Origin of the sequence: Streptomyces sp. SCSIO 30461 (assembly GCF_037023745.1) — a bacterium.
Lineage (GTDB): Bacteria > Actinomycetota > Actinomycetes > Streptomycetales > Streptomycetaceae > Streptomyces.
Genome location: NZ_CP146101.1, coordinates 6,854,508 through 6,880,872, shown reverse-complemented (window position 1 = coordinate 6,880,872; position 26,365 = coordinate 6,854,508). Strand labels below are relative to the sequence as shown.

Annotated in this window: 25 protein-coding genes; 15 read left to right on the top strand and 10 right to left on the bottom strand. The window is 70.4% G+C overall.

Annotated features, from left to right (window positions below):
- Nucleotides 1-34 precede the first annotated feature (34 nt).
- The 6 genes from iolC to V1460_RS30875 all read left to right on the top strand — a co-directional run bounded on the left by iolC (nt 35) and on the right by V1460_RS30875 (nt 9,292).
- Nucleotides 35-1,105: a 5-dehydro-2-deoxygluconokinase gene (iolC, locus tag V1460_RS30900; RefSeq protein WP_338676897.1), complete on the top strand. Its 1,071-nt coding sequence runs from the start codon at nt 35-37 to the stop codon at nt 1,103-1,105.
- A complete protein-coding gene (gene iolB, locus V1460_RS30895) occupies nt 1,102-1,938 on the top strand; it encodes a 5-deoxy-glucuronate isomerase (protein ID WP_338676896.1) in 837 nt (278 codons plus the stop codon). The genes iolC and iolB overlap by 4 nt, the downstream gene beginning before the upstream one ends.
- On the top strand, nt 1,935-3,857 hold the full coding sequence (gene iolD / locus V1460_RS30890) for a 3D-(3,5/4)-trihydroxycyclohexane-1,2-dione acylhydrolase (decyclizing) (RefSeq protein ID WP_338676895.1): 1,923 nt from the start codon (nt 1,935-1,937) through the stop codon (nt 3,855-3,857). Before iolB ends, iolD begins: the two co-directional genes overlap by 4 nt.
- 23 nt (nt 3,858-3,880) lie before the next feature.
- Nucleotides 3,881-5,383, top strand: a complete 1,503-nt coding sequence (mmsA, locus tag V1460_RS30885; protein WP_338676894.1) for a CoA-acylating methylmalonate-semialdehyde dehydrogenase — start codon at nt 3,881-3,883, stop codon at nt 5,381-5,383.
- A 298-nt stretch (nt 5,384-5,681) separates the two neighbouring features.
- Nucleotides 5,682-8,405: an alpha/beta fold hydrolase gene (locus tag V1460_RS30880; protein WP_338676893.1), complete on the top strand. Its 2,724-nt coding sequence runs from the start codon at nt 5,682-5,684 to the stop codon at nt 8,403-8,405.
- Nucleotides 8,402-9,292, top strand: coding sequence for an ABC transporter permease (locus V1460_RS30875; RefSeq protein WP_338676892.1), 891 nt, complete (start codon nt 8,402-8,404; stop codon nt 9,290-9,292). The genes V1460_RS30880 and V1460_RS30875 overlap by 4 nt, the downstream gene beginning before the upstream one ends.
- A 6-nt stretch (nt 9,293-9,298) precedes the next feature.
- Here the strand turns inward: V1460_RS30875 and V1460_RS30870 are convergent, their stop codons facing one another.
- Nucleotides 9,299-9,724, bottom strand: coding sequence for a hypothetical protein (locus V1460_RS30870; RefSeq protein ID WP_338676891.1), 426 nt, complete (start codon nt 9,722-9,724; stop codon nt 9,299-9,301).
- Between the two features lie 184 nt (nt 9,725-9,908).
- Here V1460_RS30870 and V1460_RS30865 point away from each other — a divergent pair, with 184 nt between their 5' ends.
- Both V1460_RS30865 and V1460_RS30860 read left to right on the top strand, forming a co-directional pair.
- Nucleotides 9,909-11,444, top strand: a complete 1,536-nt coding sequence (locus tag V1460_RS30865; protein ID WP_338678270.1) for a von Willebrand factor type A domain-containing protein — start codon at nt 9,909-9,911, stop codon at nt 11,442-11,444.
- Nucleotides 11,445-11,550: 106 nt separating this feature from the next.
- Nucleotides 11,551-11,853, top strand: coding sequence for a DUF1772 domain-containing protein (locus tag V1460_RS30860; RefSeq protein WP_338676890.1), 303 nt, complete (start codon nt 11,551-11,553; stop codon nt 11,851-11,853).
- Between the two features lie 132 nt (nt 11,854-11,985).
- Here the strand turns inward: V1460_RS30860 and V1460_RS30855 are convergent, their stop codons facing one another.
- Nucleotides 11,986-12,483 carry an AraC family ligand binding domain-containing protein gene (locus V1460_RS30855; protein WP_338676889.1) on the bottom strand — a complete coding sequence of 166 codons (498 nt, stop codon included), beginning with the start codon at nt 12,481-12,483 and terminating at the stop codon, nt 11,986-11,988.
- Between the two features lie 181 nt (nt 12,484-12,664).
- On the opposite strand from V1460_RS30855, the gene V1460_RS30850 reads away from it, so the two are divergent.
- Both V1460_RS30850 and V1460_RS30845 read left to right on the top strand, forming a co-directional pair.
- Nucleotides 12,665-14,341, top strand: a complete 1,677-nt coding sequence (locus V1460_RS30850; protein ID WP_338676888.1) for a penicillin-binding transpeptidase domain-containing protein — start codon at nt 12,665-12,667, stop codon at nt 14,339-14,341.
- 131 nt (nt 14,342-14,472) lie between these two features.
- Entirely contained in the window at nt 14,473-14,922 is a 450-nt protein-coding gene (locus V1460_RS30845) for a nuclear transport factor 2 family protein (protein WP_338676887.1), read from the top strand.
- Nucleotides 14,923-15,012: 90 nt separating this feature from the next.
- Here V1460_RS30845 and V1460_RS30840 read toward each other — a convergent pair whose 3' ends face one another.
- Genes V1460_RS30840 through V1460_RS30825 form a run of 4 tightly spaced genes read right to left on the bottom strand, consistent with a single transcriptional unit; the run spans nt 15,013 to nt 17,626 of the window.
- Nucleotides 15,013-15,228, bottom strand: a complete 216-nt coding sequence (locus V1460_RS30840; protein ID WP_338676886.1) for a hypothetical protein — start codon at nt 15,226-15,228, stop codon at nt 15,013-15,015.
- 24 nt (nt 15,229-15,252) lie between these two features.
- Nucleotides 15,253-16,182: an MBL fold metallo-hydrolase gene (locus V1460_RS30835; RefSeq protein WP_338676885.1), complete on the bottom strand. Its 930-nt coding sequence runs from the start codon at nt 16,180-16,182 to the stop codon at nt 15,253-15,255.
- The gene (locus V1460_RS30830; protein WP_338676884.1) at nt 16,179-16,814 is read right to left on the bottom strand and encodes a flavin reductase family protein; all 636 of its coding nucleotides are present in this window, start codon (nt 16,812-16,814) and stop codon (nt 16,179-16,181) included. The genes V1460_RS30835 and V1460_RS30830 overlap by 4 nt, the downstream gene beginning before the upstream one ends.
- 26 nt (nt 16,815-16,840) lie before the next feature.
- Nucleotides 16,841-17,626 carry an SDR family NAD(P)-dependent oxidoreductase gene (locus tag V1460_RS30825; protein ID WP_338676883.1) on the bottom strand — a complete coding sequence of 262 codons (786 nt, stop codon included), beginning with the start codon at nt 17,624-17,626 and terminating at the stop codon, nt 16,841-16,843.
- A gap of 168 nt (nt 17,627-17,794) precedes the next feature.
- Here V1460_RS30825 and V1460_RS30820 point away from each other — a divergent pair, with 168 nt between their 5' ends.
- The 4 genes from V1460_RS30820 to V1460_RS30805 all read left to right on the top strand — a co-directional run bounded on the left by V1460_RS30820 (nt 17,795) and on the right by V1460_RS30805 (nt 22,040).
- Nucleotides 17,795-18,262 (top strand): SRPBCC family protein, encoded by a 468-nt coding sequence (locus tag V1460_RS30820; RefSeq protein WP_338676882.1) that lies wholly within the window; start codon nt 17,795-17,797, stop codon nt 18,260-18,262.
- 185 nt (nt 18,263-18,447) lie between these two features.
- Nucleotides 18,448-19,572, top strand: a complete 1,125-nt coding sequence (locus V1460_RS30815; protein ID WP_338676881.1) for a hydrolase — start codon at nt 18,448-18,450, stop codon at nt 19,570-19,572.
- Nucleotides 19,573-19,725: 153 nt separating this feature from the next.
- Nucleotides 19,726-20,958, top strand: coding sequence for a cytochrome P450 (locus V1460_RS30810; protein ID WP_338676880.1), 1,233 nt, complete (start codon nt 19,726-19,728; stop codon nt 20,956-20,958).
- Nucleotides 20,959-21,008: 50 nt separating this feature from the next.
- A complete protein-coding gene (locus V1460_RS30805) occupies nt 21,009-22,040 on the top strand; it encodes an NADP-dependent oxidoreductase (protein WP_338676879.1) in 1,032 nt (343 codons plus the stop codon).
- Between the two features lie 286 nt (nt 22,041-22,326).
- On the opposite strand, the gene V1460_RS30800 is transcribed toward V1460_RS30805, so the two are convergent.
- Genes V1460_RS30800 through V1460_RS30785 form a run of 4 tightly spaced genes read right to left on the bottom strand, consistent with a single transcriptional unit; the run spans nt 22,327 to nt 24,685 of the window.
- Nucleotides 22,327-22,704: a VOC family protein gene (locus V1460_RS30800; protein WP_338676878.1), complete on the bottom strand. Its 378-nt coding sequence runs from the start codon at nt 22,702-22,704 to the stop codon at nt 22,327-22,329.
- Nucleotides 22,705-22,716: 12 nt separating this feature from the next.
- Nucleotides 22,717-23,070 (bottom strand): hypothetical protein, encoded by a 354-nt coding sequence (locus V1460_RS30795; RefSeq protein ID WP_338676877.1) that lies wholly within the window; start codon nt 23,068-23,070, stop codon nt 22,717-22,719.
- 14 nt (nt 23,071-23,084) lie between these two features.
- Complete coding sequence (locus V1460_RS30790) at nt 23,085-24,362, bottom strand: FAD-dependent oxidoreductase (RefSeq protein WP_338676876.1); 1,278 nt, start codon at nt 24,360-24,362, stop codon at nt 23,085-23,087.
- Nucleotides 24,362-24,685, bottom strand: coding sequence for a 2Fe-2S iron-sulfur cluster-binding protein (locus tag V1460_RS30785; RefSeq protein WP_338676875.1), 324 nt, complete (start codon nt 24,683-24,685; stop codon nt 24,362-24,364). Before V1460_RS30785 ends, V1460_RS30790 begins: the two co-directional genes overlap by 1 nt.
- Before the next feature lie 174 nt (nt 24,686-24,859).
- Here V1460_RS30785 and V1460_RS30780 point away from each other — a divergent pair, with 174 nt between their 5' ends.
- A complete protein-coding gene (locus tag V1460_RS30780; RefSeq protein ID WP_338676874.1) occupies nt 24,860-26,320 on the top strand; it encodes an MFS transporter in 1,461 nt (486 codons plus the stop codon).
- Nucleotides 26,321-26,365: the final 45 nt, after the last annotated feature.

Genomic DNA, 26,365 nt, shown 5'->3' with positions numbered 1-26,365 from the left:
CAGGTGCAGCCGGCGTGGAACCGAAGGGACCTTTATGTCTCAAACATCTCAGTCGTCCCAGTCGTACGACGTGATCACGATGGGCCGGATCGGAGTGGACCTCTACCCCCTGCAGACAGGGGTACCCCTGGCAAGCGTCGAGACCTTCGGGAAGTTCCTCGGCGGATCCGCCACGAATGTGGCGGTGGCGGCGGCGCGGCTCGGCCGTCGGACCGCCGTGATCACCCGTACCGGGCAGGACGCCTTCGGCACGTACCTCCACCAAGCGCTCAGGGAGTTCGGCGTCGAGGACAGATGGGTGACAGGTGTCCCGGGGTTGCCCACACCTGTGACCTTCTGCGAGATCTTCCCTCCTGACGACTTCCCGCTCTACTTCTATCGCCATCCCAAGGCTCCGGACCTCGAACTGCGCCCCGGGGAACTGGACCTGGCCGCCATCGCCGACACGCGCGTCTTCTGGATGACGGGTACCGGTCTGTGCGCCGAGCCCAGCAGGGCGGCCACCCTCGCCGCACTGGACCACCGGGCGAACCACGGGACCGGCGGGGCCATCACCGTCTTCGACCTCGACTGGCGGCCCATGTTCTGGACCGATCCCGGCCGGGCGCGCGCTCTCTACACACAGGCGCTCGCCCTGGCGACCGTCGCCGTCGGCAATCTCGACGAATGCGAGATCGCGACAGGAGAGCGCGAACCGTATGCCGCGGCAAGCGCGTTGCTCGACGCAGGTGTCGAGCTGGCCGTGGTGAAGCAGGGCCCCGAGGGTGTCCTGGCCATGCACCGGGACGGCACCACCGTCGAGGTGCCACCCGTGCCGGTCGTCGTGGTCAACGGACTCGGTGCGGGTGACGCGTTCGGCGGTGCGATGGCCCATGGGCTGCTGGCCGGATGGGAGTTGGAGTACGCCATGCGGTTCGCCAACGCAGCCGGTGCCATCGTCGCCTCCCGGCTCGCCTGCTCCCCCGCCATGCCCTACCGTCCCGAGGTCGAAGCCGTGCTCGAAGGGCGCACACCGGGCCCGGAGCCCTGCCCCGTACCCCCCGGCAGCACAGCGGGCCGGGCACCCGGCAGACCGTCCGACCCGGTCTTCCGGGCGGGCTCATGACCGGGCACGGCGTCGGCGACTCGCCGGCGCCCGACCGGCATGTGAGGGCAGCGACCGCCGCGGGTCCGTATGCGCTCGACATCGACCCGGCGTCGGCCGGATGGGGCTACTCCGCGCTGCGGATTCTGGAGCTGCCCCCGGGCGGTTCGCACCTCCTCGACGCAGGGGACAGCGAATGGATCGTGCTTCCCCTCAGCGGTGGTTGTACGGTGCGCATCGAGCACCGGACCATGGAACTGCACGGCAGAGAAGACGTGTTCGCCGGAGTCACGGACTTCGCCTACGTGCCACGTGACGTCCCGGCGTGGATCGCCACCGGTGCGGGTGGCCGCTTCGCCCTGGCGGGAGCGAAGTGCGAGCGACCGCTCCCCGCCCGCTACGGTCCCGCCCGGGGGGTGCCCGTCGAGCACCGAGGCAGCGGCGACTGCGCCCGCACGGTGCACAACTTCGCCGCAGCCGACTCCTTCGCGTGTGACCGCCTCATCGCCGTCGAGGTCCTCACCCCGGGCGGCAACTGGTCTTCGTATCCGCCGCACAAGCACGACGAGCACCGGCCGGGAGAGGAGACCAGACTGGAGGAGATCTACTACTTCGAGATCGAAGGACCACACGGCTTCGGCTACCAACGGGTGTCGCCGTCGCGCCCCGGGGGCACTGATCTGCTCGCCGAAGTCCGCAGCGGCGACGCCGTTCTGGTACCGGATGGTTGGCACGGCCCGTCGATCGCCGCTCCGGGACACGACATGTACTACCTGAACGTCATGGCCGGCCCGGGGCCCGAGCGTGAGTGGCGGATCCGCTTCCACCCCGACCACACGGAGGGCTACCGATGAGCACGGGAACGATCACGCCCCGCCCCGGCACTCGCCGTCTGACCACCGCCCAGGCGCTGGTCGCCTTTCTGGCCCGTCAGTACACGGAGCGTGACGGGAACCGCCGCCGGCTGATCGGCGCCACCTGGGGTATCTTCGGCCACGGGAACGTGGCCGGGGTCGGCCAGGCCCTGCTGGAGAGCGGCTCCGATATGCCGTACTACCAGGGCCGCAGCGAACAGGCCATGGTCCACGCGGCCGTCGGCTATGCCCGTCAATGTGCCCGGCTCTCGGCACACGCCGTCACGACCTCCATCGGACCCGGCGCCACCAACCTCGTCACCGGTGCCGCCCTCGCCACCGTCAACAGGCTGCCCGTGCTGCTGCTGCCCGGCGATGTGTTCGCGACCCGCCCGGCCGACCCCGTGCTCCAGCAGCTCGAAATCCCTTACGCGGGGGACGTCTCCGTCAACGACACCCTGCGCCCCGTGTCGAGGTACTTCGACCGGATCACCCGGCCCGAGGCACTCGTCCCGGCCGCCCTCGCCGCGATGCGGGTGCTCACCGACCCCGCCGAGACGGGCGCGGTCACCCTCGCACTGCCGCAGGACGTGCAGGCCGAGGCGTTTGATTGGCCGGAGGAGTTCTTCGCCGAGCGGGTCTGGCAGGTACGCCGCCCCCAGCCGGATCCGGAGGCGCTCGCCGAGTCGGTACGAGCCATCGCAAGCGCCGGCCGGCCGCTGATCATCGCGGGCGGCGGGGTGCGCCACAGCGAAGCGGAGGAAGCGTTGAAGGGCCTGGCCGATGCGACCGGCATCCCGGTGGCCTCCACCCAGGCAGGCAAGGGCACGCTGCGCCACGATCACCCCGCCGATGTCGGCGGCATCGGCCACACCGGCACAGCGACTGCGGACGACCTGGCCCGGTCCGCCGACCTCGTCATCGGAGTCGGCACCCGCTACTCCGACTTCACCACAGCGTCCGCGACCCTCTTCACCCGCCCTGGGGTCCGCTTCGTCAACCTCAACATCACCGGTTTCGACGCCCACAAACTCGCCGCCCTCCCGCTGGTGGCAGACGCCCGTGCCGGACTCGAAGCACTCACCACCGCCCTGCGCGGCCACCGAGTGGGGTACGGATACACCGCTGAGTACTCCGACGGCAAGGCACGCTGGGAGCGCCGCGTCGACGCCGCATACGCGGCGTCCGACGAGGACGTCCGCCCCACCCAGACGCAGGTGCTCGGGGTGCTCGACGGCCTGGTGACCGAGGACGACATCGTGGTCAACGCGGCGGGCTCCCTCCCCGGCGACCTCCACAAGCTCTGGCGGTGCCGCTCCCACGACCAGTACCACGTCGAGTACGGCTACTCCTGCATGGGATACGAGATCCCCGCGGCGATCGGCGTAGCCATGGCGGTTCCGGGCCGACCGGTCTGGGCACTGGTCGGCGACGGCACTTATCTGATGAACCCCACCGAGATCGTGACCGCGGTGCAGGAGAACATCCCGATCAAGCTGGTGATCCTCCAGAACCATGGGTATGCCTCCATCGGAGGCCTGTCCGAGTCGGTCGGTTCCGAGCGGTTCGGCACGGCCTACCGCTACCGGCAGCCCTCGGACTCCGGCGTCCGCGGCACCGGTGACTACACGGGTGGTCCACTCCCCGTGGACCTCGGCGCCAACGCCGCGTCCCTGGGGATGCGCGTCATGCCCGCCAGGACCGTTCGTGACCTGCGGGAAGCCATGGCCGCGGCCCGTGCGGCTGACCGCCCCACATGTGTCTACGTCGAGACCGAAACTGCAGACACTGTGTCGGGCCCGCCGCCGGCCCAGGCGTGGTGGGATGTTCCCGTGGCCGAGACCGCGACCCGACCGTCGGCGGTCAAGGCCCGGCAGGAGTACGACCGCCAGGTCGCAGCCCGACGTCGCCATCTCTGAAGGACCTGAAGGAGCTTTCCACCATGACGAAGCACGTCAACCACTGGATCGGTGGCAAGATCGTCGAGGGCGCGTCCGGCAACTGGGCACCGGTCACCGACCCGGCGACCGGTGCCGCGACCCGGGAGGTGGCGCTCGCCTCCGTGGCCGAGGTCGACGCGGCCGTCGCCGCAGCGAAGGACGCCTACGCCAGGTGGGGCACGTCGTCGCTGGCCCAGCGCACCACGATCCTGTTCCGTTTCCGTGCGCTGCTGGACGCGAACCGTGACGCCATCGCCGAGTTGATCACCGCCGAGCACGGCAAGGTCCACTCGGACGCGCTCGGCGAGGTCGCCCGCGGTCTGGAGATCGTGGACCTGGCCTGCGGAATCACCACCCAGCTCAAGGGCGAGCTGTCCACCCAGGTGTCGAACCGGGTGGACGTGGCAGCGATCCGCCAGCCGGTCGGCGTGGTCGCCGGCATCACGCCGTTCAACTTCCCCGCGATGGTTCCGATGTGGATGTTCCCCATCGCCATCGCCTGCGGTAACACCTTCGTCCTCAAGCCGAGTGAGAAGGACCCCTCTCCCGCTCTGAAGATCGCCGAGCTGTTTGCCGAGGCGGGCCTGCCGGACGGCGTCTTCAACGTCCTCCAGGGTGACAAGGTCGCGGTCGACCGCCTTCTCGAGCACCCGGACATCGCGGCGATCTCCTTCGTAGGCTCCACGCCGATCGCCCGTCACATCCACACCACCGCCGCGGCCAACGGCAAGCGGGTCCAGGCGCTCGGCGGCGCCAAGAACCATATGCTGGTCCTGCCGGACGCGGACCTGGACGCCGCTGCGGACGCCGCGGTCTCCGCCGCGTACGGATCGGCGGGCGAGCGTTGCATGGCGATCTCCGCCGTCGTCGCGGTCGGCTCTATCGGTGACGAACTGGTCGGCAAGATCCGTGAGCGCGCCGAGAAGATCAAGATCGGTCCCGGCAACGACCCGGCGTCCGAGATGGGCCCGCTGATCACCAAGGCCCACCGCGACAAGGTGGCCTCCTACGTCCACGGCGCAGCCGCACAAGGCTCCGAGGTCGTCCTCGACGGCACGGGCTACACGGTCGAAGGCTTCGAAGACGGCCACTGGATCGGGCTGTCGCTGCTGGACAAGGTCCCCACCGACTCCGACGCATACCGCGACGAGATCTTCGGTCCGGTGCTGTGCGTGCTGCGCGCCGACACGTACGAGGACGGCGTCGCGCTGATCAACGCCTCGCCGTTCGGCAACGGAACCGCGATCTTCACCCGTGACGGCGGTGCCGCACGCCGCTTCCAGATGGAGATCGAGGCCGGCATGGTCGGAGTGAACGTGCCGATCCCGGTGCCCGTCGGCTACCACAGCTTCGGCGGCTGGAAGGACTCGCTCTTCGGCGACCACCACATCTACGGCAACGACGGCGTGCACTTCTACACGCGCGGGAAGGTCGTCACCACCCGCTGGCCCGACCCGTCCGAGGCGCCGGCCGGCGTGGACCTGGGCTTCCCCCGCAACCACTGACCACCGGCGGTGGACGCCTGGCGGTCGGTACGGGACGCTCGCCCGTACCGGCCGCTTCGCCGTTCTGCGGGACATCGTCGCATCTGCGCGGTGCCGACGGGTGATCGAGAAGACCAGCGGGTTTCCCGACGGTAGGTACAGAGCACGGTGCTGACCTCAAAGGAAGGGGGTCGGTCCATCCCCGCAGGTCAACGTGACTGGAGGGGTAACTAGGGCCGTGCCGGGCCGCCCTAGGAGGGCGCCGAGCTCCGCCCGGTGGCGACCACCGGTGCGGCGCGGGTCCGCTTAGGGTTCCACCATGACGATCCGACTTCCCTCTCCCTGGCGGACAGCCGTGAACCGGCGCCGAGGGCGGGGACGGAGGCGATGGCTCGCGGGCGTCGCCGCCGTCGCCGTCCTCGGCAGCGCCGGCGTGTGGACGGTGGCGGCTTCGGAGGACATGCCGTCGGTGCACCGCGAGGACCGGGTGCTGAGCATGCCGGGGGCGAGGATCGACACCTCGTTCTTCACCGCCGGCAGCGGTGGCGCGCGGCGGCCCGCCGTACTGGTGGGCCATGGCTTCGGTGGAAGCAAGGACTCGGTCCGCGACCAGGCGGAGGCACTGGCGCGTGACGGGTATGCCGTCCTGACCTGGTCCGCGCGTGGCTTCGGGGCATCCACCGGACAGATCGGACTCAACGACCCGGACCACGAGGTCAAGGACGTGTCCCGGTTGATCGACTGGCTCGCCAAGCGGCCCGAGGTGCGTCTCGACGCCGAGGGCGACCCACGCGTCGGTGTCACCGGAGCCTCATACGGCGGTGCGATCTCGCTCCTCGCAGCGGGCCACGATCGGCGGGTCGACGCGATCGCACCGGAGATCACCTACTGGAACCTCGCCGACGCCCTGCTCCCCGATGGGGTCTTCAAGAAGCTGTGGGCGGGCATTTTTTTCACCACCGGTGGGATGAGTGCGGTCCAACCGGCCTCTGGTGCCGCGCCCCCGCGCTCGGCGGCGGCCGCCTGCGGACGCTTCCAGCCGGTGCTGTGCGCGATGTACGAACGGATCGCCACCTCGGGCGTGCCCGACGCCGCGGCCCGCACTCTGCTGGAGTCGCGCAGCCCGTCCGCCGTCGGGGACCGGATCACGGTGCCCACACTGATCGTGCAGGGCCGGTACGACTCGCTGTTCCCCCTCGGGCATGCCGATGAGATGGCCTCGACGATCAAGCAGAACGGCGCACCCGTCGCCGTCGACTGGATCGCAGGCGGCCACGACGGCGGGGACATGGAGGGCGCGCGCATCCAGCACCGCGTCTCCGCCTGGTTCGACCGCCACCTGAACGGCGACACCACCGCGGACACCGGGCCTGGCTTCCGTGTCAGTCGCGCGGGAGGCGTCGACTCGACCGACGGCCGGGCAACCCTGCGCGGTGCCACTGCCGCCGGATACCCCGGACTGCACGCGGGCGGCCGTGCCATCGAACTCGGTGGCCGGGTACAGACCTTCCACAATCCGGCCGGCGCGAGCCCGCCGGGGATCTCCGCCGTCCCCGGCCTCGGAGGCGGACTTGCCCAGCTGTCCTCCCTGGGGTCCGGGCTCTCCATGGACTTCCCCGGGCAGTACGCCCGCTTCGACTCCCAGCCGTTGAAGAAGCCGCTGACCATCACCGGCTCGCCCACGGTGCGCCTCACGGTGACATCCGACAGTGGAACTGCGGTGCTCTTCACCAAGGTGTACGACGTCGGACCCGACGGACGCAGCCAGGTACTGCCCGCCCAACTCGTCGCGCCCGTCCGGGTCGAGGGCGCCAAGTACGGAAAGAGCGTCGCGTTGTCCCTGCCCGCGGTGGACCACGAGGTGGAGACGGGCCACCGGCTACGACTGGTCGTCGCCGCCACCGACCTCGGCTACGCTTCGCCGGCGACTCCCGCGGCCTACACCGTCTCGCTTGCCGGACCGCTCATCGCGCCCACCGCACCGGGTGTCAGCGCCCAGGCCGCCGTGCTGCCGTGGTGGGTGTGGGGACTTCCCGCCGTGGGCGTGCTCACCGCCGCGGTGCTGCTGCTCACCGCCCGGCGCCGCACCACCGCACCGGTGCCCGACCCCGGCCTCGCGGGTGTGCCCCTCCAGATCACAGGGCTGACCAAGCGCTACGCCAAGTCCGCCGACCGCTACGCCGTACGGGACCTGTCCTTCCGGGTCGAGAAGGGCCAGGTCCTCGGTCTCCTCGGCCCGAACGGTGCGGGAAAGACCACCACGCTGCGCATGCTGATGGGTCTGATCACGCCCGATGAGGGCGAGATCCGTGTCTTCGGGCATGTCATCAAGCCCGGTGCACCGGTGCTCTCCCGCGTCGGCGCTTTTGTCGAAGGCGCGGGTTTCCTCCCCCATCTGTCCGGCCGCGAGAATCTCGAGTTGTACTGGCAGGCCACCGGGCGCCCCGCCGAAGACTCGCATATCGGCGAGGCGCTGGAGATCGCGGGCCTCGGCGATGCCGTGAGCCGCGCCGTACGCACCTACTCGCAGGGCATGCGACAGCGCCTTGCGATCGCCCAGGCGATGCTCGGTCTGCCGGATCTGCTGATCCTGGACGAACCGACCAACGGACTCGACCCGCCGCAGATCCGGGAGATGCGGGACGTGATGATCCGGTACGCGGCCGAGGGCCGTACGGTCATCGTCTCCAGCCATCTCCTGGCCGAGGTCGAGCAGTCGTGTACCGACCTGGTGGTCATGGACCGTGGCAGGCTCGTCCAGACCGGTCCCGTCGCTGAGATCACCGGTGCGGGCGACACCCTGCTGGTGACCACAGCGGCAGGGGTGTCCGAGCCGCTGGTGGAGAAGATCGCCACCCTGCCCGGTGTGGGGTCCGCCGCACGCAGCGACGACGGCCGCGGGCTGCTGGTCCGCCTGGACGGAGCGAGCCCCGCGACGCTGATCGCCGAACTCGTACGCCTTGAGGTGCCGGTGACCGGGGTCGGCCCGCACCGGCGTCTGGAGGACGCGTTCCTCACCCTGATCGGAGAGGCAACCGCATGAGAACCGCGCACCCCGTGCACACCGAGCCGACGGGGGCGACCGCCCCTGGCTACCGAGCACGGCGCACTCTGCCGCTGCGAGTCGAGGCCGTCCGGCAACTGAAGCGCAGGCGCACCCTGGTGATGGGCGCGGTCCTGGCCGCCCTGCCGTTCATCCTGATCGCGGCCTTCGCTATCGGAGGCTCGCCGGGCGGCGACGACGGCCGCGGCGGCACCCGGATCAACCTCATGGACACGGCAACCGCGTCCGGTGCCAACTTCGCCGCCACTTGCCTCTTTGTGTCGGCGGGATTTCTGCTGGTGGTGCCGGTGGCGCTGTTCTGCGGGGACACCGTCGCATCCGAGGCAAGCTGGTCCTCCCTTCGCTATCTGCTCGCTGCGCCGGTGCCCCGAGCGCGGCTGCTGTGGTCGAAACTCGCTGTGGCGCTGGTCTTCAGTGCTGCAGCGATGCTTCTGCTGCCGCTTGTCGCACTCGCGGCGGGTACTGTCGCCTACGGTTGGGGGCCGCTGGTGTTGCCTACCGGGGGCTCCCTGACGGCCTCCGCCGCCCTGGGACGGCTCACCCTGGTCATCGCCTTCGTCTTCGTTTCCCAGTTGGTCACCGCTGGGCTGGCCTTCTGGCTGTCGACCAAGACCGACGCGCCGCTCGGTGCCGTCGGCGGTGCGGTCGGACTGACGATCATCGGAAATGTCCTGGACGCGGTCACGGCGCTCGGATCCTGGCGTGATCTCCTTCCCGCGCACTGGCAGTTCGCCTGGGTGGACGCACTGCAGCCGCAGCTGGAATGGGGCGGGATGCTGAAGGGCACAGCGGTCTCCACGACCTATGCCGTGATCCTCATCGCCCTGTCCTTTCGCGGCTTCGCCCGCAAGGACATCGTGTCCTGAAAACCATCACCTCCTCTCCTCTTCCGCCGCCTGTTCCCCCGTACTCCCAGCCTGGGCGCCGGGCCTTCGGATCCAGCCCCGGCGGGCCGCTTCCACCCCCGCGCTGAAGCGGCTCGTCGTGCCCAGCGCGATGAGCAACTCACCGACTCGGCGGCTGTATGTACGGCCGGACATACCGAGCCGGGTCGCGGCTGCCTCATCCGTGAGTCCGGCCAGCACGGCCTCCGGCACCGGGCGGAGATGGGCGGGTACGGAGTCCTCGCCGATGGCCTGGATCTCCTCGCCCGCTTCCCACCAGCGCAGGTGCGTGCGCACCAGCGCCTGGACCACCACGGGGTCACGGATGAGCAACAGACCATCGCAGTGCAGCCGCAGATCCAGCGGCAGAGCGGCGGCGCTCCACTGGTCCGCCGTTGCCGCTTTGAGATCCATCCGCAACGCGTTCGCATGCTCCAGCGCGCCTTCTCGAACGTCACATCCACAGTGCTGACAATCCAGGGGGCTGAGGATGCATCTCCGCGCAAGGACGTATCAAGAGAGTGCCGCGCTGCGAGTGGTCGCGCAGGCATACGCACGGACAACCAGAGGAGCGCTCGTCACGCTGCTTTCCGGGGCCATGGTGCTGACCGGCTGCGGGGCGGGTGGGCAGGTCGACGGCTCCTCGCGAGGCGACGGAGCGCATCGGGCCGAGCGGGGACAGCCGGCTCCGATGCCAGCCGACGGAGGAGGGCCCGCGGCCGGGAGCGACACTGAAAGGGGACGAGAAGGCGAGCAGCAGGGCGACGAGGCAGGGGAGTTCGCGCCTCCGGCGGCCTACCTGTCCACCTTCGCACTCGATGTGGACACGGCTTCGTACGGGTACGCGAAACGCACACTCGCCGAAGAGCGACTGCCCGCCCCCGCCGCGGTGCGCCCCGAGGAGTTCGTCAACAGCTTCCGTCAGGACTATCCGCGGCCCCGGGGGAACGGCTTCACCGTGGCCGTGGATGGCGCCCGGGTGGCGAACGAGGAAGGGAGGGGAAGGTACGTCGGGCAGGATTGGTCGCTGTTGCGCGTCGGGCTGGCCACCCGCACCGCCGACCGCACAGCCGAACGGCCTCCGGCGGCCCTGACGTTCGTCGTCGATGTGTCGGGGTCGATGGCGGAACCCGGACGGCTCGACCTGGTCCGGGAATCCCTCGGCATCCTCACCGATCAACTGCGTGATGACGACTCGATCGCGCTGGTGACATTCAGCGGCGAGGCGGAGACCCGGCTCCCGATGACCGGCCTCGGTGGTCGGCGGGACCGTATCCGCCAGATCGTCAATGGTCTTGAACCGGGCGACTCGACCAATGTCGGGGCAGGTGTCGGCACCGGATACGACGTCGCTGCGGAGGGGTACAGGAAGGGAGCCACCAACCGGGTCGTGCTGCTCTCGGACGCGCTTGCCAATACCGGTGACACCGACGCGGACGCGATCCTCGAGCGGATAGACACCTCGCGTCGGGAGTACGGGATCACGCTGTTCGGCGTCGGGGTCGGCAGTGACTACGGCGACCAGTTGATGGAGCGCCTCACCAACCGGGGCGACGGGCACACCACCTACGTGTCCACGTCCGCGCAGGCCAGGAAGGTGTTCGTGGACCAGCTCCCCGCCCATGTGGAGCTACGCGCCCGGGACGCCAAGGCGCAGGTCGCGTTCGACCCGCAGACGGTGAAGGAGTTCCGGTTGATCGGATACGAGAACAGGGAGGTGGCGGACGAGGACTTCCGTGACGACCGGGTGGACGGGGGCGAGGTGGGGCCGGGACACACGGTGACCGCGCTCTACGCGGTACGGCTGCGTGAAGGCGCGAGCGGGCACGTCGCCACCGCCACCGTGCGCTGGCTCGATCCCCGCACCAGGGCGCCCCACGAGGCGACCGGGGCGGTGGAGGCGGCGGCGCTCGACCGGGGCCTCTGGTCCACGGAGACGGCGCCGCGGCTGCGGGTCAGTGCCGCCGCCGCGTACTTCGCCCAAGCACTGCGAGGTGTGGAGACTCCCGGCGCTCCCCGGTTGGGCGAACTTGCCCAGAGGGCCGAAGGCTTGGCCGAGGTGACGGAGGATGCGTCGGTGCAGCAGTTGGCGAAGTCAATAGGACAGGCAGCCACGTTGATGGCGCAGCGGTGACCGGTGCCTGATCTTCCAGACCGGGATCATGCCCGCACTGGCAAGGCTTCCGGACGAGCAGTTCGTCGCGACCATGAGGCGCATCAACGAGGAGGTGCCACGTGCTGTGTTCCTGACGGTCTTTTTGGCCGTCATCGTGTTTCCGGTGGCGACCCTGGCCGTGCCGACGGAAGAGCGATCAGCCGGTCGGATGTGGCTGCTCGTGGCCGGATCGGTGTGCGCCATCCTCAATCACCTGATCACGATCGTCGGCAACATCCCCCTCAACGACGCGCTGGCGTCTTCCGGGAGCGCACCGGCTTCCGAGGCGCGAGCGGCCTTCGAAGCCAGATGGCGACGCTTCCACGCTGCTCGTACCGGGCTCATTCTGGCCTCGTTCGTGCTCCTGGTGTGGGCCTCGCTCATGTGATCGCGGTACGGGCCCGACCGGACCCCCCAATCCGGTCCAGCACAACTCAGTCCGGCACAGCTCAGCCCAGCCCGACCGGACCCGTCGCGCCGAGCCGTGCGGACGGATCGCCCGGACCGCGGTCCGGACCGCTCAGGCCACGTCGGGGAGTTGCTCTCCGCAGCGACCGCAATAGCGCGCGTCCGACTCCGGCGCGAGGCGTCCGCATTCGGGGCAGACGCGGTCCAGCAGGCAGGCGTGTTCACCACCCTCCGACGTATCCGCGGGCGAAGCCTGAATGGCCAACCCCGGGCGCCGCCGATGGACGCTGAGCTGGACCAGGCCCTCGGGCCCGGCATACAGAGCCCGCCGGCTTCCGCGTGGGAGCCACACCACCGAGCCCTCGGCGATGTCCTGGCGCGTGCCGCCGATGAGCAGCCGCCCGCTGCCCGAGGTGATGTACAGCAGTACGTCAAGGGCCGGCTCTACGTGTTCGGCTACATGGGCGCCCGGTGGCAGGCGTACGACATTGGCGTCGAGTTGGCGCCCGTCCGCCGCGAGCCGCCACAGGGCCCCGCCCTGGTCTTGCGATGCGTCACGGCTCAGCTGGGCCAGCCGTGCGAGCACACCCGGCTGGGAAAGGGATGCCATGTGGTTCCTCCAGCGTTCAATCCCCACGCGGTCCGTGCCGGACCCCCGAAGCCAGGCAGGGATGCTACCTCTGTCAGCCGGTTCCGGGGCGGCCAACCGGATGGAAGACGTGGACAGGAGCCGTCGCCGATATCGCGCGCCAGTACGGAGAGTGAGGAGAGGGTGACTCTAGGATGCGCGCATGGCGCGCGGCTGTGTTTACCGGAACTACCCCCCGCCGAGGTACGGGCGGTCGCATCGACGTCGCACCGCGGTCGCCGCGGTGGCGGCGTCCGCGGCCCTGGCAGGGGCCGGCTTCTGGGCCTACACCACCCTGGTGGTGCATCCGGAGGATTCCCGTGTACAGGCTGCCACCGAGCGTTTGCAGGGTTTCCTGGACGCCTGGGAGGCGGGGGCGGCCCGACGGGCGGGCGCGTACACCGCGACTCCCGCCTATGCCGAGTCGCTCATCACCTCCGTGATGACGAACCTGAAGCCGTCGAAGGCCGAGCTCAGGGCACTGAAGGGCACGAGGCAAGGAAGCCGGGAGGTCCGGATCCCGTTCGCCGTCGCCATGACGATCCCCGGTGCGGGTGACTACACCTGGGAGTCGAAGGCCAGACTCCTGCTGAAGCGGGGCGGGCACAGTGGGCGGGACGGGCAGGGAACGTGGGAGGTGGAGTTCACCACCCCGCTGATTCATCCCGAGCTCGCTCCCGGGCAGACCCTGGCTCTTCGGGCGCGGCGACGCGCTGCCGTGCTCGACACCCACGGTGACACCCTGCGAGCACCCTCGCTCGTGGGGCTGGTCGATCCGAAGAGCGGCAAAGGGATCTCCGGCCTCGAAGCCCGCTACGACCGGCAGCTCACCGGTGGAGCCCCCGGGATGAGTTCCGTCGTGATCGTGGACCGCGCCTCCGGGCGCGCCGTGAAGGGGATCCGCGACGACAGCGGGGCCAAGGGCGGAGTGCCCGTACGGACCACCATCGACGCGAGGATCCAGGAAGCCGCCGCCGGCGCTCTGGACGGCCTGGAGAAGAACGCGGCCATCGTGGCTCTCGATCCGGCGACCGGTCGTATCCTCGCCGCCGCCAACAGGCCCGGTGGTATGAACCGAGCACTGGAAGGGCGCTATCCACCCGGCTCCACCTTCAAGGTCATCACCGCCGCCGCTCTGCTGAAGGCGGGCATGCGGCCGGCCGATCGCGCCGACTGCCCCGTGTTCGCCCATGTCAACGGGCAGCGGTTCGAGAACCACGGCCGGTTCGGTCTGCCGGGAGGTGCCACGCTCACGGACGCGTTCGCCCGGTCCTGCAACACCTTCTTCATCAACGCCCGTACCAAGCTCAAGGACGCGTCGCTGCACGACACGGCGCGGGCCTTCGGTATCGGCGGCGCATGGGACGTCGGGGTCGCCACATACGACGGAAGTGTCCCAGCCGCCGATGGCGACAACGACAAGGCCGCGGCGACCGTCGGACAGGCCCGGGTCCAGGTCTCGCCCCTCGTGATGGCGTCGGTCGCGGCGACCGTCAAGGACGGCACGTTCCGGCAGCCGTTCCTCGTGCCCGCCGCGGTGAAGAACAAGCACCATGCGTCGGAGCGCCTCGTCCCCGCCGTCCTGTCCGCGCTGCGCGGCATGATGCGCGCCACGGTCGCCGAGGGCACCGCCCAGGTGCTGCAGGACGTCCCGGGAGAGGCGCATGCGAAGACCGGCACGGCCGAGTACGGGGACCAGCGGCCTCCGCGTACCCATGCCTGGATGATCGGCTACCAGGGACAGCGGAACCTGGCCTGGGCGGTGTTCGTGGAGGACGGCGGCTCGGGCGGTGCCGACGCGGGACCCGTCGCCGCCCGGTTCCTGAAGGCGGTGGGCTGAGGGAGCCCCGGGCCGACCGACCCGTCGTACCGGCCGGGGCTCCGAGCCGGTCTCCACTGGTGCTGCAGGCGCCTTCGGCAGCCTGGGCGCAGTCGCGCGGCCATGAGGGCAGCGTCTCGAAGGGAGTTGCCATGCCTCAGCCGGTCGGGACACTCCGGCACCAGGTCACCGGAGATGTCTACGCCGAGGTCCAGACCTTCTACGCCCACCAGATGCGCCGGGTCGACGCCCTCGACATCGAGGGGTTCGCGGACACCTTCACCGACGACGGAGAGGTCGTCCACGCGGGCGGCCACCGTCAGCAGGGCCGCGAGGAGATGATCGCCGGGATGAAGGCGAACCTCCCGCGCTACCAGGGCATCGCCGTCCGCCACTGGTTCGGCCACATCCTGATCGAGGTCGACCAGGCGGACGCCGACCTCCTGCGCGTTTCGTACTACACCCTCGTCACCCAGACCGACCGCGAGGGCAACGTCAGCTTCCAGCCCACGTTCACCGTCGACGATGTCCTCGTCCGGGTGGATGGCAGGCTTCTGACCCGCTCGCGGGTGATCCACCGCGACGAACCCGGCGCTTCCTGAGCCCGAAAGCGCCGATGCGCCGAAACGGGCGGGTGCCCCGTACCGAAGTACGGGGCACCCGCCCGTTTCGCAGTGGCACCCGCCGCCGGCTCAATCGATGCCACGGCAGATGTGCGACTCGCTGCCGTCGTCATCGGGATCACCGGCCAGCAGCAGGGGCACCCAGGCGGGTGCGGTACGGGGCGCTGGGGCCTGAGTCGGTGCCACTGTCGGAGCCAGTGCCATCAGCGGCGGCAGGGTGTGCCCCACCGTCAGCTCCAGCGGCGGCAGCGCTTCCCTTACGGTCCGTTCCAGCAGGATCGTCATCGACGACTCCTCTCAGCGTGTCGTTCAGGCATGGCAGGCGGGCAGCCCGCCGTGGTAGGCGACCATCTCCTTGAAGGACGCCAGTACATCGATGCGGGCCCCGGGCGCGAGACCCTGGAGCTCCGCGAACGCGCGGTGCAGATTTCCCACCAGCCGCTCCGAGTCCACGAGCCCGGCGAACGCGCTCGTATCCGCCTCCTCGGCAGCGCGAAGCGGCCCGATGCCCCGGCTCAGCCCGTCTTCCGCCAGCCGCTGCACCCAACGCAGATATGCCTCCGTCTCATCGATCAACTCACCGCCGCCGACCGGCCCATGACCCGGCACCACCGTCGCGGCCCCGAGCTCGCGCAACCGGGCCAGAGCCCTCAGCGAGCCCGAGATCGAGCCCATCAGCACGTACGGAGTGACGCCCGACCACACCACGTCGCCTGTGAACAGCACCGAACGCTCCGGTACCCACACCACCACGTCGTCGTGGGTGTGCGCGGGTCCGACCGACAGCAGCTCGACACGCACATCCCCCGCGTGCACGGTGAGCGAGTCGCGGAACGTGAGCGACGGCAGGACCAGCGGCGTCTCGCCCCACTCCACGTCCGGCCACAGGCTTCGCAGCCCGAGCCCGGCCTCGGCACTGTCGGCACGGCAGCCCTCGCTCGCCACGATCACCGAGCGCGGAGTGAACTGCCCGTTGCCGAAGGTGTGGTCACCGTGGAAATGCGTGTTGACGACGAAGTCGACCCCGCCAGGAGCCAGCCGTTCGGTCTCCTCCCGCAGCCGCCGGGCACGGGCCTCGGTGGCCGCGGTGTCGACCAGCACACCGCGCTCCGAACCCACGATGAGCCCGGCGTTGTTGAGACACCAGCCTCCGTCCGGCTGGACGAAGGCGTACACCCCGTCCGCCACGGGCCGCAGCGAGGGCGGCGCCGTGGCGGACACGTCGGAGCCCGCTCTCATGCCGCCGCCTCCGTCGCGGCTGCGCCGGCGGGCAGGCGGGTGAAGCGGCCCTGGTGGAAGACGAGCGGATCGGAGCCGGTCTCGGTGGTGGCCAGGGCCACCACCCGCCCGATCAGCAGCGTATGGTCCCCGGCTTCGTGCTGGGCGTCGAGTACGCACTCGAACGAGGCCTCGGCCAGCGGCAGTACCGCGTTACCGGTGATCCCTTCGACCGCGCCGAGCCGGCGCATCGCCGCCAGGCCGGCCGGGCGGTCGGGCCGGCAGAACTCCTGGGCCAGGTCCTGCTGATGGCACCCCAGCACATTGACGGCGAAGCTGCCGGCATCGGCGACCCGGGGGCGCATCCGGCCATCCGCTTTGATGGAGACCAGGATCAGCAAGGGGTCGAGCGACACGGACGTGAGGCTGTTCAGGGTGATCACACTCGTGCCGTCGCCGCTGCCCTGCGTGAGCAGGGTGACCCCGGTGGGGAAGCGGCCCATGGCCGCCCGGAAGGCGGCCATCTCGGGCGCGGCCAGTACGGCTGTCGCGGACGCGACGGACGCGACGGACGCGACGGACGCGGCGGAAGCCGCGGCTCCGGCCGGTACCGCGGACTCGGCCGGTTGGGAGAACGGGGAAACCTTCGCCATGGTGGTGACTTCCGTCTCGGTTCGCATCAGTAGTTGCCCAGCCCGCCGCAGACGTTCAGCGCCTGCGCCGTGATCGACGCCGCCGAGTCGGAGACCAGATAGCCGACAAGACCCGCCACTTCCTCGGGCGTGGAGTAGCGGCCCAATGGGATCTTCGCGTTGAACTTCTCGAGGATGTCCTCCTCGCTCACGCCGTAGTGCCCGGCGTAGCCCTGGCGGACCCGCTGCGCCATCGGTGTCTCCACATAGCCAGGACACACGGCGTTGACCGTGATTCCGCTCTTGGCCAGCTCCTTGCCGACCGCCTTGGTGAAGCCGATGACACCGTGCTTGGAGGCGGAGTACGGCGCGGCCAGTTCGACGCCCTGCTTGCCTCCGGTGGAGGCGATGCTGACGATGCGGCCCCAGCCCCCGTCCCGCATCAGCCCGGTGCTCAGCACCTCACGGGTGACACGGAAGGTGCCGTTGAGGTTGGTCTCGATCACGTCGTCCCAGAGGGAGTCCTCGATCTCGGCGGTCACTCCGCCACCGCCGCGCCCCGCGTTGTTGACGAGGACGTCGATCCGGCCGTAGGCGTCGACGGCCGTGCGCACCGCGGCGCGGATCGACTCCGGCGAGGTGACGTCGCAGACCGCTCCGGAGACCTCGTGGCCCTCCGCGCGCAACCGCTTCACCAGCGCGCGTACGTCCTCGTCACCCCGGGCCACGCCGAACACGGCCATGCCCTGCCCGGCCAGCAACTCGGTCACCGCGAGTCCGATCCCGCTGGTCGCGCCGGTGACGAAGGCGACTCGTCGTGCCGTATCTGTCATCGTGCTCTCCCGTCGCTCGTCCAAGTGGACCGACCGTGGCGCCCGGTCCTTGCGTGGTTCTCGAATCCGCCTCGAGGCCAGGCCGTTCGAGCCCCGGTCGACGTGGGGTTGAGCGGTGGAGGCGATGGTGACCGCACCGATCGATGTGACGCGAGCGAGGAGGGGTCCGTGTCGGAGCAGACGATTCCGGACGTACGGAAGTCGGTGACGGTGCCGGCATCGCCCGACGAGAGCTTCAAGGTCTTCACCGAGCGCCCCAAGGACTGGTGGCCGCCGTCCCATGTCCTGCTCAAGAAGGAGCGGGTGGGCCTCGCCTTCGAGGGCGGAGCGGATGGGCGCTACTACGAGTGGGATGTGGAGGGCAACGAGATCACCTGGGGCCGCATCCTGGAATGGGAGCCGGGACGCCGACTGGCGATGACCTGGCGGCTCGACGGCAACTGGCAGTCGATCCCGGACGACGAACGGGCCAGTGAGATCGAGGTGACCTTCACCCCGGCGCAGGGCGGCGGCACCACCGTGGAGCTGGCGCACATCAAGCTGCACAAGCACGGAGAGGGTGCCGACCGGATCTTCCAGGCGCTGGACGGGCCGAGCCCGGGGGAGACCCTGGAGCGGTTTGCCAAGCTCTTCTGAGGCGCGGTCCGTTCCGTGGAGCGGCCTCGGGCCCCGGTCATCGTCGACCGGGGCCCGAGGCATGTTCCGAGTGGGCACGGTCCGCGAGGTCTCCTAGCCGCGTTGCACCCGGCTTCGAGGCGCTCCCGGCAGGGTGTGCGACCGGACCGCGCATAGCGAAGCGTTCACCACAGGAGGTCATGAGGATGGCTGCCGTCATACAAGGGGACACCGGCCTGGCCCAGGCCGCCGACAAGCTGCGCGCGCTCGCGGCCGAGCATGCCGCAGACGCGGACACCACCCGTCGGCTCGCTCCCGAAGTCACCGAGGCGATCCGTGAGTCCGGCTTCGCCCGGCACTTCGTGGCTTCCCGCTGGGGTGGTACGGAGGGCGGCTTCGGTGAGCTGACGCGCGCCGTCGTGGCCGTCGGCGAGGCCTGTGCGGCGACCGCCTGGTGCGCCTCGCTCGCCGCGTACTCGGCACGGTTCGCCTCCCATCTCCCGGAAGAGGGCCACCGCGCCGTCTGGGGTGAGAGCCCCGACACTGTGATCGCCACCGCTCTGATGCCCGCAGGGCGGGCCAAGGCGGTGGACGGGGGCGGCTGGCGGCTCAGCGGCCGGTGGAGCTACGTCAGCGGGATCGACTTCGCCGACTGGGCCCTGGTCTGCGCCGCCGCCGTCACGGGCGCCGAAGGGCCCCCGCAGCTGCGCTTCTTCGCGCTGCCCCGCGGGACCTGGACGGTGCAGGAGACCTGGGACAGCGTGGGTATGCGGGCAACCGCCAGCCACACCGTGGTGCTGGAGGACGTGCTCGTACCGGCGCATCTGTCCTTCGACCGTGCCGACATGCTGACCGGGCACAACGAGACCTCCGCCGCGCCCTGCCACCATGTGCCGTTCCAGGCGGTCGGCGGGCTGACCTTCATCGCCCCTGTGGTGGGGGCGGCAACGGGTGCCCTGACCGCTTGCGCCGGCAGCATGACCGGTCGGCGCCGCAACCACGCGGGCGAGATGATCATGGTGCGTGCGTCGGGCCGGATCGACGCCGCCCGTCACCTCGTCGACCAGAACGCCGAGGTCATCGACAAGCAGCTCTTCACACCTGAGCTGATGGCCAGGAACGAGCGCAACGCGACCTTCGCCGCCGAGCTCCTCCAGGAGGCGGCGGGGCTGCTGGTACGTGGCGCGGGCACCGGCGGTCTCGGCGAGGCGCATCCCCTGCAGCGGTTCTGGCGTGACATCACCTCTGCCACCAGCCATGTCGCACTCCAGTACGACACGGCGGCGCGCAAGAACTACTCGGCCGTGCTGCTGGGCCCCGAGGAGCAGTAGCCGTCCGACCGGACCCAGCCGATTCCCCCACCGCCCCAGCACAGAGCCGAGCACGCCCGCGCGCCGCTGAGCAGCGCCTGCGGATCGCCCGCGCCGTGCCCTGCCCGTCCGCCCACCACCCGACGACAGCCCGCACCTCGCGGAGGTATCCCGATGTCCGCCTGCCCCGTGTCCGACGTGTCCGACGTCTATCCTTTCCCCGGTTCGAGCTACCGGGGGCCCGCCCCGCAGTACGCCACCCTGCGCGCCGACCAGCCTGTGGTACGCGTCCCCACCGCAGGCGGCGTCGACGCCTGGCTGATCACCCGGTACGAGGACGTGCGGGCGCTGTCGGCCGACCCCCGCCTCAGCCGGGCGCTGGCCTGCGGGGAGGGCGCCCCGCGTATCGGCGGAACCATGCACACCACACCGGAGATGATCATCTCCCTGGACTCGCCGGAGCACTCCCGGCTGCGCAAGCTGGTGGCCGGCGCCTTCACTCTGCGCCGCGTCGAGCGGATGCGGGCCGGAGTCCAGAAGGTCTCCGACGAACTCCTGGACGACATGATGGTCAAGCAGGGCCCGGTCGACCTGGTGCAGCAGCTCTGCCTGCCGCTGCCGCTCACGGTCATCGGCGAACTGCTCGGCGTGCCGGCCAAGGACCTGCGGGACTTCGAGAAGTGGGCACGTGCCTTCGCCACCGTCGACGACCGTGCGGGTGGTGAGGAATCCCTGGCCGGACTCGCCAAGCTGAGCGAGTACATCGTCGGGCTGATCGCCGACAAGCGCGCCAATCCCACCGACGACATGCTCTCCGAGCTGATCGCGGCCCGTGACAACGACGACCGGCTCAGCGAGCAGGAGCTGGTGACGTTCGGTTTCACCCTGATCGGCGCCGGTTTCGACACCACCGCCAACCAACTCGCCAACTCGGTGCTCGCACTGGTCGCCGACCACCCCGAGCAGTGGCAGTGGCTCGCCGAGGACCGCAGCCGTATCCCGGTCGCCGTCGAGGAACTGCTACGGCACGTCAATCTGTTCGCGACCGACACCTCCGGCTTCCCGCGGGTCGCCGCCGAGGACATCGAGGTCGGCGGGGTGACCATCCGCAAGGGCGACGCCGTGCTGCTGTGCCTGGCGTCGGCCAACCGCGACGGCGATGTCTTCGCCGACGCCGACCGGCTCGACCTGGCCCGCGAGCACAACCCGCACATCTCCTTCGGCCACGGGGTGCACTACTGCCTGGGCAAGCACCTGGGCCGGATGGAGATGGAGATCGCCATCGACGGCCTGGTACGACGCTTCCCCGGCCTCCGGCTCGCCGTGCCGCGGGAGGAACTGCCCTGGCACACCGGCGAGATCAACCACACCCTGACCAGCCTGCCGGTGGTCTGGGACGCCCCCTGAGAGCCTCGCCGAGGCCCGAACCCAACCACCCGGTACGGAGGACAGTGATCATGACATCGGGAGCAGTGCCGGTCCCGGACAAGGCCCGTGAGATACGCCTGGCCAAGCACCTGGAGGGCGATCTCACCCTCGACCACTTCGAGCTCGCCGAGGTCGAGATCCCTGAGCCCGCCCCGGGCGAGGTCGTCGTGCGGATGGACCATCTCGGTGTGGCCGCCGCTTACCAGGACCTCATGCGCGCGGACTGCCAGCTGCCGCTGCCTCCGTACCAGGTGGGCGGGCGCATCGGCGGTGGGGAGACCGGCACCGTCGTGAAGTCCAACAGCCCCGACCTGGCCGTCGGCGATCCGGTGCAGTCCATGACCGGCTGGTGCGAGTACGCGGTCGGTCCCGCACACACCTTCTTCAAACTGCCTCAAGGCATGTTCCCCGACACCTCCTACTTCCTGTGCCAGGGCCCCACGGCGTATTACGGCATGGCCGACATCGCCCGGGTCGGCGAGGGCGACGTGGTGTTCGTCTCCGGCGCGGCCGGTGGCGTGGGCTCGCTCGCCGGGCAGATCGCCAAGCACCGGGGCGCGGCGCGGGTGATCGGCAGCGCGGGCAGTGCGGAGAAGGTGGCGTACCTGGTGGAGGAGCTCGGATACGACGCCGCCTTCGACTACCACGACGGGCCGGTGGTCGAGCGGTTGAGGGAGCTCGCCCCCGACGGCATCAACGTGTTCTTCGACAACGTCGGCGGCGAGCAGTTCGAAGCCGCGATCCAGGTCGCGGCCCCGTACGCCAGGTTCGCGCTGTGCGGCGCGCTGTCCGTGCAGAACGGGGCCGGCGAGGACGGCCGGCCGCGGCTCGACCTGATGACGGCGATCACCCGGCACCTGGAACTGCGGCCCTTCGCCTGCTACCACACCCCGGAGCAGATCGGCGCCTGGCTGCAGCACTTCGCGACCTGGCTGGGGGCGGGCACGTTCGTGTTCCCGCAGACGGTGGTCGAGGGTGGCATCGAGGCAGCTCCGGAGGCGCTGATGGCGTGCCTGAAGGGCGCCTACCGAGGCAATGTGTCGCTCTCGCTGAACTCCTGAGGCCGAACGCCGGAATCACCTGTCCTGGGCGCTTGGGCGACGAGCCCGGCGGACACCACAGCGGTGTCCGCCGGGCTCGTCGCAGCGCCAGTGCACGCGAGCCTGCAAGATCCGAACGAGGAGCCCTTGGGTTCGGACAGCCCTTGGTCTCGGCGGAACGTCCGCATCAGCGTGCGGGTCAGCCGCGCGGGCCGGGGCAGTTCGTCTCCGGTGTGGGCGGTGGGCCGGCTGTGGGACTGCACCTGTGCGCTCGCCGTCGGGACGGGCCTTCCGACGGGCGGCGTCCTCAGTCCCTGACCAGGCAGAACGGATGGCCGGCGGGGTCGGCGAAGATCCGCCAACTCCGCTTCCCGTCACCCGCGTCGAGGAGCACGGCGCCCTTGCCGAGCGCCTCCTCCTGGGCCCTGTCCAGGTCTTCCACCGCCAGGTCGAGATGGAACTGCTGGGGGTGAGCCGGGTCGGGCCAACGCGGCGGCCGGTGGTCCGCCACCCGCTGGAAGGCCAGCACGATCCCGCTTTCGGTGTGCAGGGTCGCCCAGTCGTCGTCGAGCAACCACCGGGGATCGGGCTGGTTCACCGTGCCGCCGATCAGCGACTGGTAGAACCGGGACAACTCGTCGACGTCGGCGCAGTCCAACACCACGCACTGGAGCCTGGCGATCATGAGGGCAGCGTCTCACGAGGTCCGTCGCGCCGAGATCCCGACCCGGGCCTGGCGGTCCGCCCGCCCCTCGCGGTCGTACACCACCGCGGTTCCCGTGCTGCTGAAGGCGTCCCCGTCCAGTGTGGCCCGCTGCACGATGTCCACCCAGCCGGTGCACGCGCCCGTGCCGTCGAAGACGGGCTCGGCGATCCGGAACGCGAAGCGGCCGACCGAGGCACCACCCGTCGCCCGCCAGCTTCCGGCGCCGCCCGACGCCAGGAACACCCTGCCGTCCGTGGTGAAGTGCAGGACACCCGGATATGTGCCGCCGGGCCGGGACACCTGGACCGTCCAGGCCCCGGCCGGTGTCAGCGTGCTCGAGTCCACCGGGAGCGTGGTCCTCACACGGCCGTCCGCGCCGCAGCCGCACTCGCCTGGGCATGGTTCTGCCAGGTCTTGAGGTCGAAGCCGGGCCTGGCCGCTTCCTCCGGGGACGGGCCGGGGGCGTCCGAGGCCAGCAGGCGGCGCGTGATCATATGGTCCGCAGGGCGGTTCACCGACTCGGTGCCCACCAGCCGCTCCCCTCGGAAGCAGAGCACGGAGAACCGCCGCCCGGCCGGATCGCCCACCGTCACCGTGTGGTCATGGCCTCCGGTGATGCCCGCGATCTGCACCCGCAGGTCGTACTGCTCCGTCCAGAACCACGGCACGGCGGTGTACGGGGCGGGCTCGCCGCACAGGGCCGCCGCCACGCAGCGGGCCTGGTCGGAGGCGTTCTGCACGGACTCAAGACGCAACGTCCCCGCTGTGTGCGGGGCATGGGGGGTGGGGAATCGGGCGCAGTCGCCGATGGCGTACACGGCCGGGTCGCTGGTGCACAGCGAAGCGTCCACGATCACTCCGTCGCCCACGTCGAGCCCGGCGTCCGCCGCCAGGTCCACCGACGGCAGCACACCGATGCCGACCACGACCACGTCGGCGGGTATGCGCCGGCCGTTGTTCAACTCGACCACGCGGACATGGCCATCGCGGTCGCCGTCCAGACCGATCACCTCGGTGCCGAGCAGGATGCGGACGTCCCGTGCCGTGTGTTCGGCGGTGAGGAACTCCGAGACCTGACTCGTCACCGTACGGCCCATGGCCCGGGTGCCCGCCTCGACCACCGTCGTCCGCACGCCCAGGCCGGTGGCCGTGGCCGCCAGTTCCATGCCGATGAATCCGGCGCCGATGACCACCAGGTTCGCTGCAGCGGACAGTTCACGGCGCAGCACGTCCGCGTCCGCGAGGCTGCGCAGCGACAGCACGCCGGCGAGTCCCGTGCCGGGCACGGGCAGCAGACGGGGGCGGGCGCCGGTGGCCAGCACCAGGCTGTCGTAGCGCAGGGTGCGCCCGGTGGCGAGCACCACCTGGGAGGCGTCCCGGTCGAGGGACGCCACCCGGACACCGCCGACCCGCTCGATGCGCTGGGCGGGGTAGAAGTCCTCGGGCCGCAGTTCGAGCTCGCCGAGACCGGCCTTGCCCGAGAGATACGCCTTGGACAAGGGGGGACGCTGGTACGGGACGGGTGTCTCGTCGCCGATCAGCACCACATCCCCGTCGAAACCCCGCGCGCGCAGCGCGGCGGCCGTGTCCGAGCCCGCCTGCCCGGCGCCCACGACGACCACCTGACGCCCGGCCATCAGCTCTGCCTCTCCGGCAGGTGCACCACAAGCCCGTCGATGGCGTCCGAGACGGGCAGCTGGCAGCTGAGCCTGCTGGTCTCCCGGCGCGGGCTGGCCGTGCCGTACAGCACGTCGTCCTCGACGTCGTCCATCGGCGGCAGCGGCAGGGTGTTGGCCTCGTCGATGTACACATGGCAGGTGCCGCACTGTGCGGAACCCCCGCACTGCGCCTCGATGCCGTTCACGTTGTTCAGCTTCGCGCCCCGCATGACGGTGTTGGGCTCGGGGACGTCGAGCACGGTCTCGCTGCCGTCCGGATGTGTGTACCTGATCTTGGCCATGGCGCCTCCTCGTGGGATCCGTCCGTGTGTACGCCCGGTGCGCCCGGTACGCCCATGCGGCACGCGACTGTGGCAACGGCGACTGGGGGACGCCTCGGGGGCTCCTCGAAGACATCAGGACCGAGTCGACCGCGGCCCGAGCCGGTGTCGATCCACCGGGCCCAGCGTTCTGCTATGACCACCGCTGAGAGTCTGCGAACCTCCGATGCCGCACCCGCCGAGGCAGGCGGCGGTCGCCGCCTCCGCCTGATCCTGCTCGCCTGCTGCCTGGGCCAGTTCATGAACGTGCTCGACGCCTCGGTCGTGAACGTGGCCCTGCCATCGATCGGCGTCGAGCTGGGCTTCGCCCCCACCCGGCTCAACTGGGTGAACAATGCCTACACCATCGCCGTCTGCGGCTTCCTGCTGCTCGGCGGGCGGCTCGCCGACCTCTTCGGGCAGCGCCGGGTGTTCCTCGCCGGTGTCGCGCTCTTCACGCTCGCCAGCAGCGTGGGTGGGATGGCCGACGACCCGGCGACCCTGGTGCTCGCCCGCGCGTTCCAGGGTCTCGGCGCCGCCGTCATGGCTCCGGCGACCCTGACCGTGCTCGGCACCACCTTCACCGCGCCCGGCGCACGGGCCAGGGCGTTCGGCATGTGGAGCGTGGTGTCGGGTGCCGCGGGCGCGGTCGGTGTGCTGGCGGGCGGGCTGATCACCGAATGGTTCTCCTGGCGCTGGATCCTGCTGGTGAACGTGCCCATCGGGTTGTTGCTGTTCGCCCTGGTGCGCTGGGTGGTGCCCGAGACCTCCGGCAGCGGCGCCGGACGGCGCGCTCTCGACGTGCCCGGCGCGGTCACCGTCACCGCCGGGCTGATGGCCCTCGCGTACGGCATCGCCGAGTCGCACACCTACGGCTGGGGCTCGTTCCACGTGATCGGCGCACTCGGTGCGGGAGCCGTGTTGCTGGTGCTGTTCGTGCTGATCCAGGCCAAGTTCGCCGCCTCCCCGCTGGTACCGCTCGCCGTGTTCCGCAACCGCTCGGTGAGCAGCGCCAACCTGGTGGCGTTCTTCAGCATCGCCGCGCTGTTCAGCACCTTCTACTTCTTCACCCTGACCCTCCAGCAGGTGCTCGGCTACAGCCCCCTGCGCACCGGGCTCAGCTATCTGCCCCTGTCGCTGGGGATCGCGCTCGGCGGCTGGGGGGTATCCCGACTCGTGCCCCGCACCGGCCCGCGGCCCGTGCTGATCACCGGGCTCGCCCTCTCGGCGGCCGGACTGCTGTGGCTGTCACGGATCGGCGAGCACTCGGCGTACACCACGGGTGTGCTCGGTCCGGCCCTGCTGCTCGGCTTCGGCATGGGCGGGGTGCTGAACGCCACCACCAACGCCGCCACCGCGGGGTTGCCGCCCCGCCAGGCCGGACTCGCTTCAGGGCTGCTCAACACCACCCGCCAACTGGGCAGCGCCATCGGCCTGGTGACGCTGGCCGCCGTGTCCGCCGCCCGCGCCGAGACGGCGCTCGACGGGGGACGGACGCTTCCACAGGCTCTGGTGTCCGGATACGGCCTCGCGCTCGCCGGCGCCGCCGTGTTCTGCCTCGCCGGGTTGCTCGCCGCGCTCGCCGTACCCTCCGCCTCGCAGAGGGCCAGGGACTGATCCGGGATCCAGGACCTCTCAAGGCGCTGACGAGAGGCTGCTCGC

Coding starts and splice junctions, on each gene's coding strand:
- V1460_RS30865 (WP_338678270.1), top strand. CDS start 9,909: ATGGTGCTGACCGGCTGCGGGGCGGGTGGGCAGGTCGACGGCTCCTCG.
- V1460_RS30780 (WP_338676874.1), top strand. CDS start 24,860: ATGACCACCGCTGAGAGTCTGCGAACCTCCGATGCCGCACCCGCCGAG.
- V1460_RS30785 (WP_338676875.1), bottom strand. CDS start 24,685: ATGGCCAAGATCAGGTACACACATCCGGACGGCAGCGAGACCGTGCTC.
- V1460_RS30815 (WP_338676881.1), top strand. CDS start 18,448: ATGGCTGCCGTCATACAAGGGGACACCGGCCTGGCCCAGGCCGCCGAC.
- V1460_RS30810 (WP_338676880.1), top strand. CDS start 19,726: ATGTCCGCCTGCCCCGTGTCCGACGTGTCCGACGTCTATCCTTTCCCC.
- V1460_RS30855 (WP_338676889.1), bottom strand. CDS start 12,483: ATGGCATCCCTTTCCCAGCCGGGTGTGCTCGCACGGCTGGCCCAGCTG.
- V1460_RS30845 (WP_338676887.1), top strand. CDS start 14,473: ATGCCTCAGCCGGTCGGGACACTCCGGCACCAGGTCACCGGAGATGTC.
- V1460_RS30870 (WP_338676891.1), bottom strand. CDS start 9,724: ATGGATCTCAAAGCGGCAACGGCGGACCAGTGGAGCGCCGCCGCTCTG.
- V1460_RS30825 (WP_338676883.1), bottom strand. CDS start 17,626: ATGACAGATACGGCACGACGAGTCGCCTTCGTCACCGGCGCGACCAGC.
- iolC (WP_338676897.1), top strand. CDS start 35: ATGTCTCAAACATCTCAGTCGTCCCAGTCGTACGACGTGATCACGATG.
- iolD (WP_338676895.1), top strand. CDS start 1,935: ATGAGCACGGGAACGATCACGCCCCGCCCCGGCACTCGCCGTCTGACC.
- V1460_RS30805 (WP_338676879.1), top strand. CDS start 21,009: ATGACATCGGGAGCAGTGCCGGTCCCGGACAAGGCCCGTGAGATACGC.
- V1460_RS30875 (WP_338676892.1), top strand. CDS start 8,402: ATGAGAACCGCGCACCCCGTGCACACCGAGCCGACGGGGGCGACCGCC.
- mmsA (WP_338676894.1), top strand. CDS start 3,881: ATGACGAAGCACGTCAACCACTGGATCGGTGGCAAGATCGTCGAGGGC.
- iolB (WP_338676896.1), top strand. CDS start 1,102: ATGACCGGGCACGGCGTCGGCGACTCGCCGGCGCCCGACCGGCATGTG.
- V1460_RS30840 (WP_338676886.1), bottom strand. CDS start 15,228: ATGACGATCCTGCTGGAACGGACCGTAAGGGAAGCGCTGCCGCCGCTG.
- V1460_RS30850 (WP_338676888.1), top strand. CDS start 12,665: ATGGCGCGCGGCTGTGTTTACCGGAACTACCCCCCGCCGAGGTACGGG.
- V1460_RS30835 (WP_338676885.1), bottom strand. CDS start 16,182: ATGAGAGCGGGCTCCGACGTGTCCGCCACGGCGCCGCCCTCGCTGCGG.
- V1460_RS30800 (WP_338676878.1), bottom strand. CDS start 22,704: ATGATCGCCAGGCTCCAGTGCGTGGTGTTGGACTGCGCCGACGTCGAC.
- V1460_RS30790 (WP_338676876.1), bottom strand. CDS start 24,362: ATGGCCGGGCGTCAGGTGGTCGTCGTGGGCGCCGGGCAGGCGGGCTCG.
- V1460_RS30880 (WP_338676893.1), top strand. CDS start 5,682: ATGACGATCCGACTTCCCTCTCCCTGGCGGACAGCCGTGAACCGGCGC.
- V1460_RS30830 (WP_338676884.1), bottom strand. CDS start 16,814: ATGGCGAAGGTTTCCCCGTTCTCCCAACCGGCCGAGTCCGCGGTACCG.